The 20,786-nt window shown below is 34.2% G+C and carries 17 protein-coding genes and 2 pseudogenes; 11 read left to right on the top strand and 8 right to left on the bottom strand.

Annotated features, from left to right (window positions below; genetic code table 11):
• Positions 1-74: 74 nt before the first annotated feature.
• Positions 75-1,259 carry a tetratricopeptide repeat protein gene (locus IPK14_25915; GenBank protein ID MBK7996679.1) on the bottom strand — a complete coding sequence of 395 codons (1,185 nt, stop codon included), beginning with the start codon at positions 1,257-1,259 and terminating at the stop codon, positions 75-77.
• Between the two features lie 102 nt (positions 1,260-1,361).
• Entirely contained in the window at positions 1,362-1,631 is a 270-nt protein-coding gene (locus IPK14_25910; protein ID MBK7996678.1) for a hypothetical protein, read from the bottom strand.
• A gap of 141 nt (positions 1,632-1,772) precedes the next feature.
• Here IPK14_25910 and IPK14_25905 point away from each other — a divergent pair.
• The 11 genes and pseudogenes from IPK14_25905 (at position 1,773) to IPK14_25855 (ending at position 16,422) form a co-directional block, all read left to right on the top strand.
• A pseudogene (locus IPK14_25905) lies at positions 1,773-2,983 on the top strand (2-isopropylmalate synthase).
• A 24-nt stretch (positions 2,984-3,007) separates the two neighbouring features.
• On the top strand, positions 3,008-4,282 hold the full coding sequence (locus IPK14_25900) for a hypothetical protein (protein ID MBK7996677.1): 1,275 nt from the start codon (positions 3,008-3,010) through the stop codon (positions 4,280-4,282).
• A gap of 42 nt (positions 4,283-4,324) precedes the next feature.
• Positions 4,325-5,542 (top strand): M20/M25/M40 family metallo-hydrolase, encoded by a 1,218-nt coding sequence (locus tag IPK14_25895; GenBank protein ID MBK7996676.1) that lies wholly within the window; start codon positions 4,325-4,327, stop codon positions 5,540-5,542.
• Positions 5,543-5,551: 9 nt separating this feature from the next.
• Positions 5,552-6,157 (top strand): adenylate/guanylate cyclase domain-containing protein, encoded by a 606-nt coding sequence (locus IPK14_25890; GenBank protein MBK7996675.1) that lies wholly within the window; start codon positions 5,552-5,554, stop codon positions 6,155-6,157.
• Positions 6,158-6,280: 123 nt separating this feature from the next.
• Entirely contained in the window at positions 6,281-7,114 is an 834-nt protein-coding gene (locus IPK14_25885) for an MBL fold metallo-hydrolase (protein ID MBK7996674.1), read from the top strand.
• A 149-nt stretch (positions 7,115-7,263) separates the two neighbouring features.
• Positions 7,264-9,693 (top strand): protein kinase, encoded by a 2,430-nt coding sequence (locus IPK14_25880; protein ID MBK7996673.1) that lies wholly within the window; start codon positions 7,264-7,266, stop codon positions 9,691-9,693.
• Positions 9,694-9,772: 79 nt separating this feature from the next.
• Positions 9,773-11,047: a hypothetical protein gene (locus IPK14_25875; protein ID MBK7996672.1), complete on the top strand. Its 1,275-nt coding sequence runs from the start codon at positions 9,773-9,775 to the stop codon at positions 11,045-11,047.
• An 11-nt stretch (positions 11,048-11,058) separates the two neighbouring features.
• Positions 11,059-12,039 carry a hypothetical protein gene (locus IPK14_25870; protein ID MBK7996671.1) on the top strand — a complete coding sequence of 327 codons (981 nt, stop codon included), beginning with the start codon at positions 11,059-11,061 and terminating at the stop codon, positions 12,037-12,039.
• 172 nt (positions 12,040-12,211) lie between these two features.
• Positions 12,212-12,508, top strand: a pseudogene (locus tag IPK14_25865) (hypothetical protein).
• Positions 12,509-12,523: 15 nt separating this feature from the next.
• Positions 12,524-14,953, top strand: a complete 2,430-nt coding sequence (locus tag IPK14_25860; GenBank protein MBK7996670.1) for a response regulator — start codon at positions 12,524-12,526, stop codon at positions 14,951-14,953.
• Positions 14,950-16,422: a protein kinase gene (locus IPK14_25855; protein MBK7996669.1), complete on the top strand. Its 1,473-nt coding sequence runs from the start codon at positions 14,950-14,952 to the stop codon at positions 16,420-16,422. The genes IPK14_25860 and IPK14_25855 overlap by 4 nt, the downstream gene beginning before the upstream one ends.
• Before the next feature lie 265 nt (positions 16,423-16,687).
• Here the strand turns inward: IPK14_25855 and IPK14_25850 are convergent, their stop codons facing one another.
• The 6 genes from IPK14_25850 to IPK14_25825 all read right to left on the bottom strand — a co-directional run bounded on the left by IPK14_25850 (position 16,688) and on the right by IPK14_25825 (position 20,638).
• Positions 16,688-16,912, bottom strand: coding sequence for a hypothetical protein (locus IPK14_25850; protein ID MBK7996668.1), 225 nt, complete (start codon positions 16,910-16,912; stop codon positions 16,688-16,690).
• A 36-nt stretch (positions 16,913-16,948) separates the two neighbouring features.
• Positions 16,949-17,416, bottom strand: coding sequence for a CoA pyrophosphatase (locus IPK14_25845; protein ID MBK7996667.1), 468 nt, complete (start codon positions 17,414-17,416; stop codon positions 16,949-16,951).
• A 145-nt stretch (positions 17,417-17,561) separates the two neighbouring features.
• Positions 17,562-18,095, bottom strand: coding sequence for a peptidoglycan-binding protein (locus IPK14_25840; GenBank protein MBK7996666.1), 534 nt, complete (start codon positions 18,093-18,095; stop codon positions 17,562-17,564).
• A gap of 82 nt (positions 18,096-18,177) precedes the next feature.
• The gene (locus IPK14_25835) at positions 18,178-19,074 is read right to left on the bottom strand and encodes an IPT/TIG domain-containing protein (protein ID MBK7996665.1); all 897 of its coding nucleotides are present in this window, start codon (positions 19,072-19,074) and stop codon (positions 18,178-18,180) included.
• A 253-nt stretch (positions 19,075-19,327) separates the two neighbouring features.
• A complete protein-coding gene (locus IPK14_25830; GenBank protein ID MBK7996664.1) occupies positions 19,328-19,837 on the bottom strand; it encodes a hypothetical protein in 510 nt (169 codons plus the stop codon).
• A 21-nt stretch (positions 19,838-19,858) separates the two neighbouring features.
• Positions 19,859-20,638: a hypothetical protein gene (locus IPK14_25825; protein MBK7996663.1), complete on the bottom strand. Its 780-nt coding sequence runs from the start codon at positions 20,636-20,638 to the stop codon at positions 19,859-19,861.
• Positions 20,639-20,786: the final 148 nt, after the last annotated feature.

Below are 20,786 nucleotides of genomic sequence, written 5' to 3'. Positions count from 1 at the left end.
TAGAGAAAAGGGAAGCAACGTTTATCAGGGTTTTATTAATCCCTGATAAACATTAATAGAAATTTTCTAGGCAATTATCTTAGTTCTCTTTCTACAGCCTCTAAGACTTTAGAAATTTGATTACGAAATTCACCTGGCTGAGTTTGGTCAAGAGCTATTTTTAGCTCTTCTTGGGCATCTTCTAATAAATCTAATTTTGCTAGAGCTAGACCTAAGTTATAGCGCGGAGTTGATTCGCCTGGTGCTAAAAAACAAGCTTTACGAAATTGTTCAACTGCCGATTGGGTTTCACCTTCTTTTACTAAAAGCATTCCCAAACTATTATAAGGACGATAAGCATTAGCATTTTCTGCAATGGCCGCTTCAAAAGCTGCAATAGCTTTTTCTGTTTCACCAAGGCTTGTGTAAAATTCTCCTAGTGAACAATGGGCTAGCCAATCATTAGGAGCTTTTTCTATTGCTTTTTTGTAAGAGCGTTCTGCAACTTCAGGACGATCCGCAGCAGCGGCTAATTCTCCTAACTCAATAAAATCATCTGGTAGTCCGCGATGTTCGCAAATCATTCCCATAACGTGTAAAGAAGACTTAACATCTCCATTTTGCCAATATAAATCTTTTAAAAGGCTAGCTACATCAAAAGCGGCAGGAGTTACACTTAAACATTGGTGACAAATTTTTATAGCATCTTCTAATCGGTTTGCATTACGGTAAAGCCCAGCAATTGCAATATAGCCACGTGTAAAGGTTGGGTGGGCTTTTACTAGCTGCATTAGCATTCTTAAAGCTTCTTCATCACGTTGTTTAACAGCTAGGGTGTGAGCAAGTTCAAAAAGGGCTTGGGCCGAACGAGGATTAGTAGTAACAGCTTTACGAAGAACTACTTCGGCTTCTTCAATATGGTCTGTTTCTCGTAGTGCTAAACCTAAATGAACTTGGGCCATTAATTGACGAGGATTTTTTTCTAAAGCTTGGCGCAACACATCAATAGCTGATTCAAATTGTTCACGCATAATTAAATTCATACCTTTAAGCGTGAGTGCATCAGAATCACTAGGAGAAATTTGTAAAGCTTCATCCACCATTGCTTCACATTCTTCTAAATTTCCATTCATTCCAAGCAACCTAGCTAGCTCTACCCGCGCTGAAACTTCTTTACGATCTAATTTTATTGCTTGGCGAAGTTCATTTTCTGCTTCACTAAAGCGATTTGCAGCTAAAAAAGCTTTTGCTTGTTCAATATGTTTTTGTGCAGTTGACACCCGACCCTCCAGAAAAATTTTTTGTAATTATGTCATCAAATAGCTACTTTTGGATAACTTTTTTGGCAAGAAAAATTTAATTTTAACTTTTAATTTCTAATCTTAGAAACCGCCTCTTGATGGAAATAATAAAATAACAAAAAGTAGGATAATAACTAACGTTACACTAACTACTATAAATTTACTTATTTTTTCTTTCCAGCTAAAGATTGCAAAGATTACCGCTAGAATTTCACAAATCAAGCCTAAAACAGTAGCTAAAGTATCAATTTCTTTTTCCTTATCAAAAAACCGCGCCAAAATCATCACTATAACAGGCAAAACAAAGCCACTTATGAAAAGCCACAAAGCATATAAATTTAAGTTTTGCATAAAGTTTGTTTCCTATTAAATTTAGGATATTTTGTTTCATAGCTATGGAGTCTAGCGCAGATTATCAATCTAGGGTAAATTTATATATTTTACAAATCAAGCAAAAAATAAATTGTTTTTATTAATCACTAGAGGTGAAAAATGTCTGTCAACGAATTGATTTATGACTGGAACGATATTGGCCGCAGCAACTTACCTACTCATCCAATTGAGTTTGACGATGAAACCTTGCGCGATGGACTTCAATCCCCATCAGTTATTGATCCTAGCATTGAGAAAAAAATTGAATTATTGCATTTGATGGATGAATTAGGTATTGATACGGCTGATATTGGCTTACCCGGTGCTGGGCCAAGAGCGCGTGCCGATGTTTTACAACTAGCAGCAGAAATAGCTAATAACCATCTAAAAATTCGCCCAAATTGTGCTGCACGAACCCTTAGAGCAGATATTCAGCCAATTATTGATGTTTCTCAAGAAATTGGTATTGCTATAGAAGCTTGTACTTTTATTGGTTCTAGTCCAATTCGTCAATATGCTGAAGACTGGACATTAGACAAAATGCTACATGCAACAGAAGATGCTGTAAGATTTGCTAGTGAAAATAACTTGCCTGTTATGTATGTTACAGAAGATACAACCCGCGCTCATCCAGATACTTTAAGAAAACTCTATAAAACTGCTATTGAATGCGGTGCAAAACGTGTATGTATTTCTGATACTGTAGGGCATGCAACCCCTATTGGAGCAGCAGCCCTTGTTAAATTTGTTAAAGAAATCATTAAAGAAACCGGTATGGATGTAAAAATTGATTGGCATGGACATCAAGATCGTGGTTTAGGTGTAATTAATTCCTTAGCTGCTTATGAAGCAGGTGCAAACCGTGTTCATGGCTCGGCTTTAGGTGTAGGTGAGCGTGTAGGTAATACGCCTATGGATCAACTCCTAGTTAACTGTCAGCTAATGGGATATATCAAAAGAGACTTAAAAAAATTAGGTGAATACTGCCAAAAATCATCTATAGCTACTACAGTAGCAATTCCACCTAACTATCCAGTATTTGGCCGAGATGCTTTCCGTACAGCTACCGGAGTACATGCATCAGCAGTAATAAAAGCTTTCCGAAAAAATGATGAATACTTAGCAAATATGGTATACTCCGGCGTGCCTGCACATGAATTTGGGTTAGAACAAATTATTGAAGTTGGCCAATGAGTGGTAAGTCTAATGTTATCTTTTGGTTAGAAAGACGCGGTATCCCCGTAACAGAAGAACGTGTAGAAACAATTTTCAAAACAGCCAAACAATCTGCCACAATATTATCTGATAAAGAAATTATGGCTCTAATTTAACTCTAGGATAGAGATTAAAAATCTATGGTAGAACAAGTGCAGAAGCCTACTAAAGAAGCCCTTTTAGCCCAACTAGCTGTATTTTGGGCAACTACTCAGTTTTTTACCTCATTACAAAATATAATGTTAGAAAAAGAATCTTGCCCAGATTTGGAACTATCAGGGCTAAGAAAACAGCTAGAGGAAATGCCTTTAGAGGCTTCTGCACAAGAAACTGTACTCAAGAAAGTTAAAGAAGAATTAGAAGACGCTCATGCTCAAATTATCCTTACAGATGCAAGAATTTCTGTTTCTGTGATGCGCCGCTTTTTTGAAAAAACTAATGATAATGAAGCAACTTCACTAAAGCATATTATCCAATATTATTTTAATAAACCTGTAAAAGATGAAAGCGACAGAGACAAAATAGACCTTTTAATTACTCGCTTTTGCTCTGTTGCAGTAACTTCTGCTAATAATATTAAGCAGCGACAATTAAAAAGTAACATTAGCGAAATTCTTAATGATTTATGTAGCAGTGTTGGCCCAACACTTGAAATTGTGCAAACTGCTGTTGTAGCTAAACTTCGCCAACTTTGTCGGTTGATTATTGAGGCACGAAGTTTTAATACTTTAATAGAAGGAAAATTAATCTCCCAATTACGAGACTATAAAATTAGCCTTGGAGATATGTTTTATGTTCCCGCAGTGCTAGAAGAAATAATTCGTATGAACATTGCAGTTCATAACAAATTCCAAGAGCTTTATTTTTCTGAACAAGCTCGCTTACGTATGGAAACCGCCCGTATGTTACATACTCTACAAACAGGGCGACATTTAGCAGTAAAAGAACATCAAAACCCATTAATTCAACAGCTTAACAGTTTAACTTTCCAGCTACAACAATGTATTCAAGATCTAAGACGTAATTTAACGGATCAAATAATTCAGGATCGTTCTTTAAGAGCTTCAATAGAAGCAGAAGGAAATTCTCTTACTTTAGTAATAAATTCTCTAGAGGATTCCCTAGTACGTTCTAGGGATTTACTTGGCAAATTACAAGATGTTTATTCACGATTAGAACCAGAAACACTTAAAAATAAAGAGATTCTCGCCACAGAAGTAAAACTAGAGACCTGCAATTCTAGTTTAAGAAAAATAGATTTTACTAACCCTGAATCTAGTGCAAGCAATTCTAGTTTAAAAAAAGTAGATTTTATCATTCCTGAATCTTTAGATAAGCCAAAAACTAATACTGATAATCTAGAAGAAGAAAACCAAGCTAATACATCAAGCGATGATGCAATCAAAAAAGCTTAATATCAATATTTTCTAGTACAACGGCAAGGATATTAAATCTTAATGTTTATGTTTAGCTCTTCACCTGAAACTAGTATTAATACAGTCTTAAAAAAGCCTTGGTTAAATATAGCTTTTCAAGAATTAGATAGGTTGTCTAAAGAAATAATGCTAGAACATATTAGGATTTGTGAAATTCCTGCACCCACTTTTGCAGAAACAGAACGGGCCCAATATTTTTATCAAAGATTTTGTGAGTTAGGGCTAAAAGATACAAAAATAGATAAAGTTGGAAATGTTACTGCATGTTGGCCTAGAGTATCAGATAGCTATATTTGTATTTCTGCTCATTTAGATACAGTTTTTCCTATTAATACAAATTGTCAGGTAAAAAAAGTAAATGAGCGTTATTTTGCGCCAGGTATTGCAGATAATGCTGCTGGTTTAGCAGAACTTCTTACACTAGCCAAAATACTTACAACAATAAACATAATCCCAAATATTTCAATACTCTTTGTTGCAACAGTTGGGGAAGAAGGAATTGGGGATTTAATGGGAGTTAAGTATTTATTTAAGGAAAGTGAATATAAAAACTCTATTCGCTTTTTTATTTCCTTTGATGGTGCTGGTTTAACAAGAATCACCCATCAAGCTTTAGGTTCAAAACGCTATAAAATTACTTTTTTGGGTTCAGGCGGGCATTCCTGGGCTGACTTTGGGATAGCTAATCCTGTTCATGCTTTAGGACGGGCAGTTGCTAAAATGGCTAGCTATAAAGTGCCTCGTCTACCTGCTACAGCTTATAATGTTGGAGTAATTGAAGGTGGTAGTAGTGTTAATACTATTGCCGAACAAGCACAAATGCAGGTGGATTTACGTTCTACGGCTGCTTCAGAACTTGAAAAGCTAGAAAGACATTTATTTAGATCTTTAGAAGAAGCTTTAGTAGAAGAAAATCAAGCTTCTAAATTCACAGATAACCAACTAACTATGAAAATAGATTTGATTGGAGATCGGCCATCTGGAACACTCTCTACTTCAAGCAAATTAGTTCAAACTGCTTTAGCAGCAACTAAGCTATTTGGAATTACCCCTTGTTTAGATTGCTCTTCAACAGATGCAAATATTCCTATTTCTTTAGGTTTAGAAGCAGTTACTTTAGGCACAGGTGGAAGTTGTGGAGCATTTCACACATTATCAGAGTGGTATGAAGAAACTGATCGAACAATTAGCTTAAAACGCACATTATTATTAATTTTAGCTTTAGCTGAAATTAACTAAGGAGAATTTATGAAAAAAGCCCGAGAAACTTTAATAGAATTAATAGAACAACGTCTTGTGCCAGGAGCAAACATTCAAGCTATTGATGAAAAAATTTGGGCGATGTTTGGCGAAGATTGGGCAATACTTTGTTCTGATATGTCAGGTTTTACTCAAAGAACAGATGAATTTGGAATTGTTCATTTTTTGACTTTAATTCATGAAATGCAAAAACTTCTTACCCCAATTATTCTTTCACATAATGGATTTTTACTAAAAACAGAGGCTGACAATCTTTTTGCAATCTTTCGTGATCCAGTCCAAGCCCTTCGTTGTTCTATAGCAATGCACGATTCAACTTATTTTTATAATAAAGATAAAGTTCAAGATTTTCAGATCAAAATTTGCGTTGGCATTGGCTATGGCAAAGTAATCAAAATTGCTGATGAAGATTGTTTTGGTAAAGAAGTAAATTATGCTTTTAAGCTTGGTGAAGATATAGCTAAAGCAGAAGAAACCCTAATTACTCCTGATACTTATCAAGCAATTAAGGACTCTTTACCAATATTAAAATTTACATCAGTTGAAAATGAAAACACAGGTTTAATTAAGCACTATTACCGATTAGAAAAATAGTTACTTTACTTATCAACAATTACTCAGGGGAAAAGTCATTTACTAGAAAATAATTTTCCTTGATAATGTTTGAGCCATTGGTAATACCTAAAACATTCTTTTTACAATAATAATAATCAATTAATGACAAATTCATCAGATAAAAAAAATATTCGTTTAAAACTTTGGGGAGTACGTGGAAGTTTACCTGCTCCTGGCAATCAGACAAAAATTTTTGGTGGCAATACTTCCTGTATTGAAATGCGCTGTGGTGATGAGCTATTTATTTTTGATGCTGGGAGTGGAATTAGAGAATTAGGTTTAGACCTATTAAAATCTATGCCTCTAAAAGCAAAAATCTTTTTTACTCATTATCACTGGGATCACATTTTAGGATTTCCCTTTTTTGTACCTGCATATATTCCTAGCAATGAATTTCATATTTATGGAGAAAGTAAGCGTCGCCGATCGCCACGTCAAATTTTAGCTGGACAGATGGTTTTTCCCTATTTTCCTGTCACACTTGAAGCAATGCGAGCAAAACTAGTTTTTCATACTCTAAAAGTTGGTAAAAGTGTTAAATCTGGGGATGTCACCATTAAAACTCATCGTCTTAATCATCCATTTGATGCAATGGGTTATAAAGTTGAGTATCAGGGGAGTTCAATAGCTTATATTACTGATTATGAACACTTTGACCGCGAAGACGAGCCACTAGTTGAGTTTGTAAAAGGTGTTGATGCTATGATTTATGATTCAGCTTTTAATGAAGCTGAGTATGTAACTAAACAGGGCTGGGGACATAGCACTTGGGAACAAGGCATTAAATTGGCTCAAGCAGGTGGTGTAAAAAATTTGATTATCTCCCATCACGAACCTACACACGATGATAATTATATGGAAAAGGTAGAAACTGAAGCACGAGAAGTCTTTCCAACTGCTGTTGTAGCTAGGGAAAAGGCGGAATATTGGTTCTAAAGTTCGCTAATTTAAGTCAAATCTTAAACTAGCGAACTTTTAAAGTGCTAAATCTTAGCTAGAAAGTTTTCCTACCAAAAAAATTTTGCTTACTATATTTTTAAAAAGCTGCGACAATATTCTTCAATAACCCCCTAAATAAAATAATAATGCAAAGCGCAACAACTACAGAGTTTACTGGAACAAAACGTTTTCTTTTACGTCGTCGCTTAGGTTCTGGCGGCTTTGGTGTTGTTTACCATGCTTATGATCAGGAACGTCAATCAGAAGTAGCATTAAAATTACTTCATAAAAGCGAAGCAACTGCACTTTATCAATTTAAGCAAGAGTTTCGTGCCTTAAGTGATATCACACATCCTAACTTAGTTACTTTATATGAGCTACTTTCTGAAAAAGATTATTGGTTTTTTACCATGGCACTTGTTCCAGGAGTAAGCTTCTTAGAGTATGTTCGGGGTCTTAGTGCTAATTTTGATAATCCCAGAACTGAAAGAGTTGGACATAGCACATTTTCCCGCAGGATAGAACAACGTCAAACAAAAGACCAAGAAGACTTTAATTCAGAAACTCGACCCACTCAGCTAAGGCAAATACTGTCAGAACCACTTAATTTAGATCGCCTTAGAATAGCATTAAAGCAATTAGCTGAAGGTGTTTATGCACTCCATCGTTTTGGCAAACTACATTGTGACTTAAAACCTTCTAATGTTTTGGTGACTGATGAAGGTCGTTTAGTAATCCTAGATTTTGGATTAATTACAGAACTAACTAGCAACAACACAAACGAACATGGAACACCAGATTATATGTCTCCTGAACATGGAGCAGGAAAAGTGCTTACTGAAGCTAGTGATTGGTATAGTGTTGGAGTAATGCTTTATGAAGCTTTAACTGGACAACTACCTTTCGATAGCTCATTTGGCGATGTTATCAAAGAAAAATTACGTTATGATGCTACTCCACCTGGTGAATTAATAGAAGGTTTGCCTAAGGATTTAGATACGCTTTGCCAAAATTTACTTAAAAGAGATAGCTTAGAACGTCCTACAGGTAAAGAAGTATTACAATTTTTAGGAATAAAGACTAAAACCCAGGATCACAAAGTAATTACGCTTGGTACACAAGCTAGCCGACTTGTAGGACGACAAAAACACTTAGATAAATTAAATGTGGCTCTACAAACTAGTCAAAATGGAAAAACAGTAATTAGATATATAAGTGGTTATTCTGGAATGGGTAAAACTGTTTTGGTACGCCGCTTTTTAGATATAGTTAGACAAAAAAATCCAAAAATATTAATTTTTACTGGTCGATGTTATGAACAAGAATCAGTTCCTTATAAAGCTTTTGACGGCATAATAGATGATTTAAGCCAGTATCTTAAAAGTCTGACCTGTTTGGATATTAACTCTCTACTACCAAAAGACATATTAGCTATTGTTAAATTATTTCCTGTATTAAAACAAGTAATAGAAATTACTAATGTAGAATATAGAGCTATTGATATACCAGATTTTCAAGAGCTACGCAGGCGGGCTTTTAGTGCGTTGCGGGAGTTGTTTATACAGTTAAGTAAGGAAAGGGCTGTAGTTTTATTTATTGATGATTTGCAATGGGGAGATCTTGATAGTATTGCACTAATTCAAGAATTAATTTGTCCACCCGAGGCCCCACCACTATTTTTAATTGCTACTTACCGAAGTGAAGAAAGAGAAACTAGCCCTATTTTGACAACAATTCTTTCCTGGGAAAAAAAAATAGCTGATATAGAAGAAATTTCTGTTGAACAGCTATCAACTAGCGAAACTAACGAGCTTATCACTGCTTTATCCGACGCAGAACAAAATATTCCATCTGAACAAGTAGAAATGATATTACGTGAATCTGGAGGAAGTCCATTTTTTATTGATGAGTTAGTACGTTACACACAAATTGACCCTAGCAATATTATAGAAAAGCCAAGCACAATAACCTTAGAACAAGTAATTCTTGCACGAGTTGGGCAATTACCTGCTAGTGCGCAGAATTTATTAGAAGTTTTAGCAATTGCAGGTCAGCCATTAAAGCGAAGTGTAGCCAAACAAGCTGCTAAATTAGAAAATGAAGAACAAACTGCGCTAGCATTTTTACGAGCTAATCATTTAATACGCACAAGAGAAAAAGACAAAAAAGAAGAAATAGAAGTTTATCACGATAGAATCAGAGAAACTTTAGTTGATAATTTAGCTAGAGAAAAATGCAAAAACATTCATCATCAACTTGCTCTAGCACTTGAAGAGTCAAGTTATGATGATCCAGAAAGTTTAGCAACACATTTTCAAGGCGCAGGAAATAAAGAAAAAGCAGCAGAATATACATTAAAGGCCGCAGATCAAGCTTCTCAAGCTTTAGCTTTTGATCATGCTGTACATCTTTATAAGCAAGCATTAACGTTAGCAAAAAAATCCTCAAGTGAGCTAGTTTCTTTGCAAGCAAAATTAGGCAATGCTTTAGTTAACACAGGCCGTAGTGGTGAGGCTGCAAGAATTTACTTACAGCAGCAGCAAATAGTGCAAAAGCTGAACAAGCTCTTGAGTTAAGACGAAAACTGCTGAACAATTTCTTTTAGGTGGACATATTGATGAAGGGTTAAAAGTTTTAGAAACCGTAATGGGTTCTATGGGAATCAAAGTTCCTCCAACACCAAAACGAGCATTACTTTCTTTACTATTTAGACGTTTGCAAATTCGTTTAAGAGGATTAATTTTCAAGTCTAAAACAGAAACAGAAATTGCAGCTAGCCAGTTACTTAAAATAGATGCCTGCTGGTCAGCAGCCCTAGGTTTAGCAATAGTTGACACTATTCGAGGTGCAGATTTTCAAGCTAGACATATGTTATTAGCTTTAGCGGCTGGCGAACCTTACCGAGTTGCTCGCGCTCTTACTTTAGAAGCTGGTTTTTCTTCAACTACTGGCAGCCGGGGTAAAACCCAAACTGAAATGCTTTTGAAAACAGCAAAAGAGCTAGTTGACAAAATAAATATTCCTCATGCTCAAGGTTTATTTTCCTTGATGGCAGGTATTGCTGCCTTTTTAGCTGGTGAATGGCTAAACGCCTATAAACATTTAGAACAAGCTACAAGCATTTTCAGCCAAAATTGTACTGGGGTAAATTGGGAAATAGATAACTCCCAATTATTTTCCTTGCGCTCTTTACTTTATTTAGGTGAGTTAAATAAGCTTTGTGAACGTCTTCCAGCTATTGTTAAGCAAGCTCATGAACGTGGCGATATTTATGCAATTACTAGTTTAGGAACTGCTCTTTCCTATATGCCTTGTATAATTGAAGATAACCCAGATCAAGCAAGAAAAAATATGTGGGAAGCTATAGAAAAATGGTCACACGAAGGTTTTCACCTGCAACATTACTGGGCCTTACTTGGACAGGTTCAAGTAGAAATTTATTCTGGTCAAGGTAATACTGCACTTAAAATTATCAATGCCCAATGGTCGCCAATGGTTAAAGGGTTACTTTTAGAAGTGCAAAATTCTTTAGTAGAAATGCTTCAACTAAGGGCCCGTGCTGCTTTAGCAACATTAAAAACCTCTAATAATTCAAAAGCAGTTTTAGCAAGTATTGAAAAAGATGCCCATAAATTATTAAAAGAAAAAGTTGGCACAGCTACAGCCTTTGCCAAACTGCTTTTAGCTGCTGTAGCCTTTAATCGCAATCAAAAAGAGCAAGCAATTAATTTATTAACACAAGCAGAAAAACATTTTGAAGAACTTAATATGTTACTTTATAAAGCAGCCGTGCAATATCGTTTGGGAAGCTTACTTGAAAGTAAAAAGGGAGCAGAATTAATTGAAACTGCTAATAATTGGATGAAAAGTCAAAAAATCCGCAATATTGAACGAATGACCGAAATGCTCGCCCCAGGTTTTTATTTTTAAGGTGTTAAAAAATGAAGCTACAAGCCAAATTGAAAATTTTATTTTTTACAATTGGTTATTTGTTGATAACATTAGGCTTTAGTAGCTTTGCTTTTGCTTTAGACCCAAATAAAGCTTTAACTCAATATGTGCATGAAGTTTGGCAAGATGAGTTACCTCAAAATACTATTCATTCCATTACTCAAACAAAAGACGGTTATATATGGCTTGCCACCTATGAAGGCTTAGTGCGTTTTGATGGAGTTAGCTTTTACACTTTTAATAAAAACAATACTGAAGAAATAAAAAGTAATAATATATTTTCCTTATATACAGATCATAATGGTGATCTATGGATAGGAACTCAAGAAGGTATCCTGTTTTTTAAGGATGGTAAATTTACTAGGTATGATATTAAAAATGGCCTAGTTAATAATCTTGTTAGAAGCATTCTTGAAGACAAAAGCGGAAATATTTGGGTTGGAACAGAAGCAGGTATTAGTTGCTTAAAAAATGGCAAGTTTATTGATACTCCTATAACAAGTTTTATATCTAAAACTAGAGTTAATACAATACACCAAGACAAATCTGGTGATTTTTGGTTTGCAACTGGAATTGGGCTAATTTATGCAAAAAACGATAAAATCACCCTCTACACTACCAAAGATGGGTTAAGTGCTGACATAATCACAACTTTTTATCAAGACAAACTTAATAATATTTGGGTTGGTACAACTAATGGACTAGATTACCTTAAAGAAGGCCATTTTAGTCACTATTATTTTGGAAATCTTTCTTTTGGAAAACAAGTTGACAGCATAATGGAGGATAAAGACGGTAGTATTTGGTTTGGAACAATAAGCGAAGGACTTTGGCGAATTAAGAATAATGAATTTAGTAACTTTTCTAGTAAAGAAGGTTTATCACAAAATGGTGTTCGCTCAATATATGAAGATATTGAAGGAAATTTATGGGTTGGCACAAATTCTGGATTAAATAGATTTAAAAGATAGTATTTTCACTAATTACACTTCAAAAGAAGGCTTATCAAGTAATAATACCCGTACTATTTATGAAAACTCATCTGGAGGTTTTTGGATAGGAACAGACGGCGAAGGTCTAAATTTTCTAAAAGATGGAAAAGTAAGAACTTATACAACTAAAGATGGGTTATCTAATAATTCTATTAGAGCAATTTGCCAAGATAGTAAAGGAAATTTATGGCTTGGTACTTATGGAGGAGTAAATCTTCTTAAAGATGGTAAAATCAAGCCTTATTTCAAGGATAAATTACCAATAACTATTGTTAATGTAATTGTTGTAGATCAAGAGGATAATATTTGGATTGGCACTTATAGTCAAGGTGTTTACTTAATCAAAAATAATATTGTTACTTCTTTTACAACTAAAGATGGGTTAAATGATGATTTTGTTAGATCTATTCATATTGATAAACAAAATAATGTTTGGATAGGCACCCGTTCGGGCTTTAACCTTTTGCAACAAGGTAAAATTTCTAGTTATCATAACCATCCTATAGATGGATCAACAGATTTTACTGTATTTGGCTTTTATGAAGACAAAGAAAATAGGCTTTGGATAGGAACAAATAAAGGGTTACTTTGGCTTAAAAACGACAAACTATATGCTTGTACAGCCAAAGAAGGTTTATTTGATGATGTAGTGTTTCAAATTCTAGAAAGTGACGATGAAAATTTTTGGATAAGTTGTAATAAAGGTATTTATAAAGTAGGAAAAAAAGAACTTATAAATTATGAAAAAAAATTAGTTAAATCTGTTAATAGTGTCTCTTATAATAAATTTGATGGAATGCCCGCTAATCAATGTAATGGAGGAACTCAGCCTGCTGCTTGGAAAGACACTCAAGGAAGACTTTGGTTTGCAACTATAAAAGGCATAACAATGATTGACCCTTTGCATAGCAAAGTTAACAAACTCCCTCCTCCTATCACATTAGAAAAAATAGTAGTTAATGGTAAAAACATCAACTTAGAGGAAACTCTATTGGATTCTGACAAAAAGGATTTTATTTTCTACTATAACGCCTTAAGTTTTATTGCTCCTAAAAAAGTACGTTTTAAGTGTAAATTAGAAGGATATGACCAAGATTGGAAAGAAAGAACTGAGCGAACAATAAATTATACTAATCTTGCTCCAGGGGATTATTGCTTTAGAGTTATTGCTTGTAATAATGATGGTATTTGGAATGAAGTTGGAGCAAGTTATAGTTTTCGTATAAAAACCCCTTTTTCACAAACTCGGGTGGCATATATTTTTTACATAACTGCTAGTGGAGCAATGATATATGCTATTTTTTTAGTAAGTGTTAAAACCTTAAAACGTCGTAATAGGCTTTTAACAGAAAAAGTTGAAATTAGAACTCGTGAACTTAACAATAAAAATGATGAGTTAGCAGAAAAAGTTGATGAACTTAAAAGTCTTGTCAAACTCTTGCAAATCTCTGAGGCTTCAGCCCTAGATGCTAAAAGTGCTGCAATAGAATCAGAAAAAAAGGCGTTGCAAGCAAATAGAGCTAAAACAATCTTTTTCTCTAATATGAGTCATGAACTAAGAACTCCTCTTAATGCAATACTTGGCTTTGCTCAACTAATGGAGCGAGACAAAACCTTTAATAACAAGCAAATAGAAAATCTAAAAATTATACTTAAAAGCGGAGAGCATTTATTAGCATTAATCAATGATGTATTATCTCTAGCTAAAATTGAAGCAGGTAAACTTACACTTAATAAACAGCCTTTTAATCTTTATCAACTCTTAAAAAATATTGAAGAAATGATCAAAATTAAGGCGGATTCTAAAGCTTTAGAACTAGTTTTTGAACTAGATAAAAGCTTGCCAGAAAATGTTTTAGGAGATGAAGGAAAACTACGTCAAATATTAATTAATCTACTAGGAAATGCTATTAAATTTACTGATAAAGGCACAGTAAAACTTAGAGTTAGTTGGCAAGATGATATAGCTAGTTTTGAGGTTGAAGACACTGGACAAGGAATTAGTGAGAATGAAATAGGAAATTTATTTCAAGCTTTTGCTCAAACTCAAAGCGGACATAAATCTAAAGAAGGTACTGGGCTTGGTTTAGTGCTAAGTAAAAACTTTATAAACCTAATGGATGGAGAAATAAGCGTTAAAAGCCAAATTGGTAAAGGAACAATTTTTAGCTTTTATGTAAAATTACCTCTATCTAAAGAAGCCAAAAATCTTATTGAAAGGCGTAAAGTTATAAGTTTATTGGCTGGACAACCTAAATATAAAATCCTTGTTGTAGATGATGAGGTAGAAAACCGTAAATTACTAGTAAAAATGCTTACACCTTTTGGATTTGAAGTAAATGAAGCTAAAGACGGTAAAGAAGCTATTAAAATGTGGTCAAGCTACCAACCAAATCTAATTTGGATGGATATTCATATGCCTGTTATGGATGGTTATTTAGCAATTAAACATATTAGAAAAGAAGAAGAATTGGAAAAGCTCCAGAAAACCATCATAATTGCTTTAACAGCTAGCGTCTTTGAACATGACCAAAAAGCCATTATTGAAGCTGGTTGTGATGATTTTATAGCTAAACCTTTTTATGAGTCTTCAATATTTGATAAGTTAGCCCAACATTTAGGAGTAAAGTTTCTATATGATGAAGATTTATACAGCTTAAAAGGATTAGAAAATCTTAAACCTACTTTAACCCTTACACGTTTTAAGCTTTTGCCAATAGAACTTTTACAAGAATTAACTGACGCGCTTAATGTTGGGGATAATCAAGCGGCTGAGGTTACAATTAGAAAAATTGCTAAACTAGATAAAGAATTTGCAGATGAAATAGCTAAAATGGTTAAAAACTTCCAATTTGACGAGCTACTAGAAATACTTGAAGGAACTCTCGCATGATAAATGGGGATATTTTTATTGTTGATGATAATGCCAATAACTTACATTTACTGGAAAAGATCTTAAGAGAAAATAATTATAAAGTCCGCATGGCAACAAATGGCAAAAGAGCTTTATCTGCTATCAATAATGCTTTACCAGAATTAATTATTTTAGATGTTAATATGCCAGACCTAGATGGTTATCAAGTGTGTGGGCAATTAAAAGCCAGCCCAAAAACTTCCACCATCCCTATAATTTTTCTTAGTGCTTTAGATGATGTTTTAGATAAAGTTAAAGCATTTAAGGTAGGTGGAGTTGATTACATAACCAAACCTTTTCAAACAGAAGAAGTTATTGCCAGAATTGAAAATCAATTAACTATTTCAAGACTTCGTAAAGAACTTGAAAAACGAAATGAACAACTAGCTAAAGAAAAAGAAGCTTTACTACTTGCTCAAAAGCGTACAGATATGGTTTTTTCTGCTTTGACTGAAGTTTTGCCTGGTACAATATTGGATGGAAAATATAGACTAGATGAAAAAATAGGCTCTGGCGGGTTTGGTGCTGTTTATAAAGCAACACAACTTAATCTAAACCGCCTAATTGCAATAAAAGTCTTTCATCCTTCTAAAACTAACAGTAGCGTTGAAGCTTTAGAACGCTTTCGTTTAGAAGGTATTTCGGCTTCTAAAATAAACCATCCCAACAGCCTTTCCATAATAGACTTTGGGATTTCTTCAACAAATATTGCTTATCTAGCAATGGAACTTTTAGAAGGCTGTACACTTCGCAAAGAAATCACTAAAAATGCTTCTCTCGCTGTTCTTCGCTCTTTAGAAATACTTCTTCCTGTTTGTAGTGTATTAGCAACAGCCCATCGCTTAGGCATTATCCATAGAGATATAAAACCAGATAATATTTTTTTGCATAAAGGTAAAGAAGGCGAAGTAGTGAAAGTTCTTGATTTTGGAGTAGCTAAAATCTTTGGTGATGAAACAAATACTGAATTGCAAAATTTGACAGTAGGTAATTTGGTACTTGGGACACCTAATTATTTAGCACCTGAGAGAATACAAAATAAAAATTATGATGGTCGTGCTGATATTTATAGCTTAGGAGTTGTTTTTTATAAAATGCTAACAGGTGTTTCACCCTTTGCATCAAGCAGTGTACTTGAAACCATATCTTTACAGTTAGAAAAACAGCCCCAAAACCCTAGAGAAATAAATCCTAAAATTCCTATTGAAGTAGAAAAGCTTGTTTTAAGAATGTTAGAAAAAAATCCTGATCTACGTTTTACATCTGAAGAGTTGTTAGAAAAAATAGAAGAGTTATTAAATTCTGAAATGATAAAACTAGGTGTTACTGATAGGATAACTAGCGAAATAAGCACTAATCAAGAAGATTTTGATACAAGTGAAAATTCTTTAGAAAGAGATACCTTAAAATTTTCCAAAACCAACACAACATCTAATAGCCAAGATTAAATGTTGTGTTGAAATTTTTAATTTCTATTATTTTTCAGCAGTAGCTAGGGCTTCTTTTTTAGCTAATGCTGCGGCTGGAGTGCCTTTAGCAACCGGTTTAGCCTTAGCTTTGGCTGATTCTTTATTTCTCCTAAACCAATACACCCCATAATTTCCTTTATTGATTGCGGTTTCTTCTTCTTATTATCTATTTTTTAACAAAGGACTTCTACTTTTCCTTATCTCAAACTCACTTTATTTAAGTCCTTAACTTGATAAACCATTATTAAGAATAAGCAGACCATAATTCTTGCAGTTGTGATTGTTGAACTTTAAGGAATTTTTCTATACCAAATTTTTCTTTTATATAAGGGATTTCTTTAGCGTCAATAACCTTAACTCTAGAACCATTGGAAAGTATCAATAGTCCTCCTAATTGAGCAATTTTGATTTTTATATCATTTTCGGTAAAGTCAAAATTATCTTTTATGTTTGCAGCTTTTTTAAGCATAACTAATTACTTTCAATAAGCTTTGATTTTTACACTTTACTGACTTTTATTTTTTGTAGTTAAAGTTGATTGGATTAATTCTAGTAAATGTTTAACTATTCTAGCAGTTGCTCCCCAAATTGGTTCTTCACCTATATGGTAATAATAGACATCCACTAAGTAGTTTTTATAAACAGTAAATTGTTTTATTTCACAGATTTTAGGATCAAGAAATTTTGCTAATGGAACTTCGACTAGATAAGCAATTTCTTCTTTATTTATAACAAATTCATAAGGATAAGGAATCATACAAACAAAAGGGCTAATTCGGTACTGAGTGCTTGTCATCATGTCGTCTAACTCACCTAGAAATCTAATATGTTCACGTTTTAGCCCAATTTCTTCTTCTGATTCACGTAGGGCAGTATCAAATAAGGAGCTATCTGTAGGATCTTGACGACCTCCAGGAAAGGAAATTTGCCCAGGATGGTTACGTAAATGATCTGTCCGACGAGTAAACAACAAATGATACTCACCATCTTTAAAACATTGGGACTAATACAGCAGCAGGTTTTAATTCCCAATCTGCAATTAGTCCCTTAGTACGTTTTTCTAAAATATTTTCTAATTGTGTAACCGAAAAACTTTCCATAACTACCAAGTAAACTAGTTATTTAGATATAGGTTGTTGTGGTGGATTAGAATTATTATCTAGCTCAACACTACTTTTATTTTCATTAGTTGGTTCACCTGTTGTTACTCGTCTTTGCCTGGTTAAACCAAGTTTTTGTAGTGATTCTGCTGTAGGGTAACCAGTTTTTCGGAAATTATGATCTTGTTGATATTTAGTCATTGCTTCTACGGTAGTTTTATCATATTGTCCTGAAGGTTCATCTGCAAAATAGCCTTCGCGTTTTAGAGCTATTTGTATTTCTCTAACTCTTTCTGGTGGAATGGATACAGATGGCCCTCGTGCAATAAATTCTCCTCTACTACGTCTAGATTTTTTACCACGACTATTTCTAGCTACCCGACTACTAGACTTTTTAGACTTGCCACGAGCAACAGCTTTTTTCCCACCTCTGGACTTAGCTTTTTTACTAGCCACTGCTCTACGTTTACCTTTTGCCAAAGCATCATCTGGCACTACTGTAGTTAAAGTTAACATTGCGAGAAAAACAACTGTTAGGAGTTTTTTAATCATCACCATCTCCTTAAATAACTTAAATCTTGGGCAAAGAAATATATTACAAAGTTTCCTGTTTTTGCAAAAACAATAAGAGAAATTATTGTGCAACAGTAAATATAAATGTTCTAGAAATCCCTCCATTTGGATTCTTAACTCGGACAAAATGATAGCCCGGAATGGTATGAGGAACTTTTTTCAACTTAATTACAGTTGGTGTAATAGAGGCTACTTTTAGTTTTACCCCATCCATTTCTACAACTGCACCTTGAAGAAAGCCTTCTCCGCGTAGTTCTGCTGTAAGTTTTGTCTTATCTGCTTTAGCTGTAGCTGGTGTCATTAAAGTTATTTTAGGTGCGGCAACTATTCTAAAGTCTTGTCTGATTTCATCTGAAACAGTTATATTTGGTTGAACAACTTCTAACCTAATCCTTGCTCGCTCTGTTACTAACTCTTCTGGTACTAACCAATTAAAGTGGCTAATGTTTGCTGTTAAATTATTTGCTAGCACGATTGGAAAACTATTTCCCCCGTCAGTAGAAAGCAGTAATCTTTGGAAAGGCGTTCCATTACTATCTATAGTCCATCTAATAGTTGTTGGTGCGCCACCTGCACTAATAATGTTTTCTGGTACTGCTAATTTTACAATTGGTGGTGGTTCTATTCCTTCATAAATAAAGCCTGGATTTAATTCTGCTGTTTGTCCATCAGGATTAATTATTACAACTGGTATCGGGCCCGGATTATTTAATGGAGTAGAAATCATTAAAAAATTAGTATCAATAAAATTAGCTGTCAATTCTCGATTGTTCCAAATAACCCTAGAACCTCTTTGAAAATTACTTCCACTAATTCTTACTACAGTTCCTCCAGAAGTTGGGCCGCTACTAGGAGAAGTAAAGTTTATAGTTGGGGCTTGTGGAGGTGGTGTAATATATTCAAAAGCATTAGGAAATACATTTGTCATTCCATCAGAATTAGTAATTCTAATTGGCACTAATCCAATATCATGGGGTGGAGTATTTACAACAATAGTGCTTTCATTAAGTAAGTCTGCTGGTGTTTCAAGATCATCAAAAAATACTTTTACTCCAGGTCTAAAGTTTAGACCTCCTATTGTTACTTTAGTTTGACCTGTAGATGGGCCACGTGGAGGGTTAATAAAGTTTAGTTCTGGTGGTTTTGGAACAAATAATTTTAAGTTATAAATATTAGTATAGACATCATCCCCGCGAGGAGTTCCATCACTATCAGCAGCTACACCAATTAGATGGAAAGTTATATTTCCAACATCTTGTTGTGGGGCTGTCCAGGAAAAAGTTCCACATTGCTACATCTATACGCCCAGTAAAATTACCAGCAATCGTAGGTACTAAATAGCTACGAGTATGTGATCCAACAGCTTGATTTCTTACTGTAGCAAAAGTTTCATCAGCAGAAACAAGTGTTCCAACACTAACCCCTTTGCTATCTAAAATAACTAGCTCAAACCCCCAACGAGAAGACTCTGTATCTGCTAAAAAGACTGTTAAGTCATATTTCATACCTGCAACATATTCTCGTGGTAGTCCTGTAATTGCTACTTGCCCTTTACCACTATCAATGGCAAAGGAATTATGACAACTAAGACAGCGTTGTTCTCCTGGCGCGCCTGTATTAGCTAAAGGAGGCTGACCTGTATTAGCACTTGTTTTACTTAAATTTAGAAGACTAAAAATAGCTAGAAATGTAATTACTACTAATAATTTCCATTGTCTCATTTGTGCAACCTCTTATAACTACTAATTTGTGGTTTTTGGTAAAAGTGATGGTAGGATTTCAAAAATTAAGGCTTGGTCAAAAGATTTTATGTCTTTTACTAATTCAACAGACTGAAAATCTTTTAGGTTTCCATCCGTTAGCAGTAAAAATATACTACTTCGGTTGACACCTCCACGCACAAAGAGAGCAAATTTCCCTCTACTATTATCAGTACTAACTCCAATTACATCATCAGCACCTATAAAATTACTAGTATGAGGATCATCTGTAAATAATCCTTCATAAGTAATTACTTCCTGTTGATTATTCTCAAAAAGAAAAAGCATTGCTGTGCCATCTGAATCTTTTAAGAGACCAAAAGCTCTACGATCTTCAGGAAATTGTACTACTCTCGGGTTAAGTACTATTGCAGTGCGAAAATATTTAAGCTCTAATTTCCCGTCACGTGTATCTAAGCGCATTCCTAAAATTACATCATAAAAACCTGTTAACCCGGGAATTTCACAATCCCTAAAGTATCCAACAGCATAACGTAAGGCTTTACGCTTAAATTTATCTGTCTCTTTTTCTATTGAAGGAAAAAAATCTGATGGAAGAAGTTGAAATATTATTTGTCTTTTTAATTTAGCTAAAGAGCTTTGAGGTAAAATAAAAGGCTCTTCTGAAGCTAGCGGTTTAGTTTGATCTAGGTTAAAACCTTGTGTCAAATTATAAGTAAAAGAAGCTTTTTCTCTAGTTTGTGCTTGTATTTGCCCAACAAAAACTAGTAGAAAGATCAAAGAAATTATTGCCCGTAACATTATGCTTTTATGCCTCTCATTTAATACAATTAATACTAAGCAAATTTTTATAATATAAAATTCTTAATATATAGGTATTTTAGTTGTGTTTTAGGGGTTATTTGGCAATATAACCCAAGCTACTTAGATTATCAAGTAAGAGAGCAGC

It is taken from the genome of Blastocatellia bacterium, assembly GCA_016713405.1.
In the GTDB taxonomy this organism is placed as follows: Bacteria; Acidobacteriota; Blastocatellia; order Chloracidobacteriales; family JADJPF01; genus JADJPF01.
Note: the sequence above shows the minus strand (reverse complement) of the source record. Positions and strands in the feature narration are given on the sequence as shown.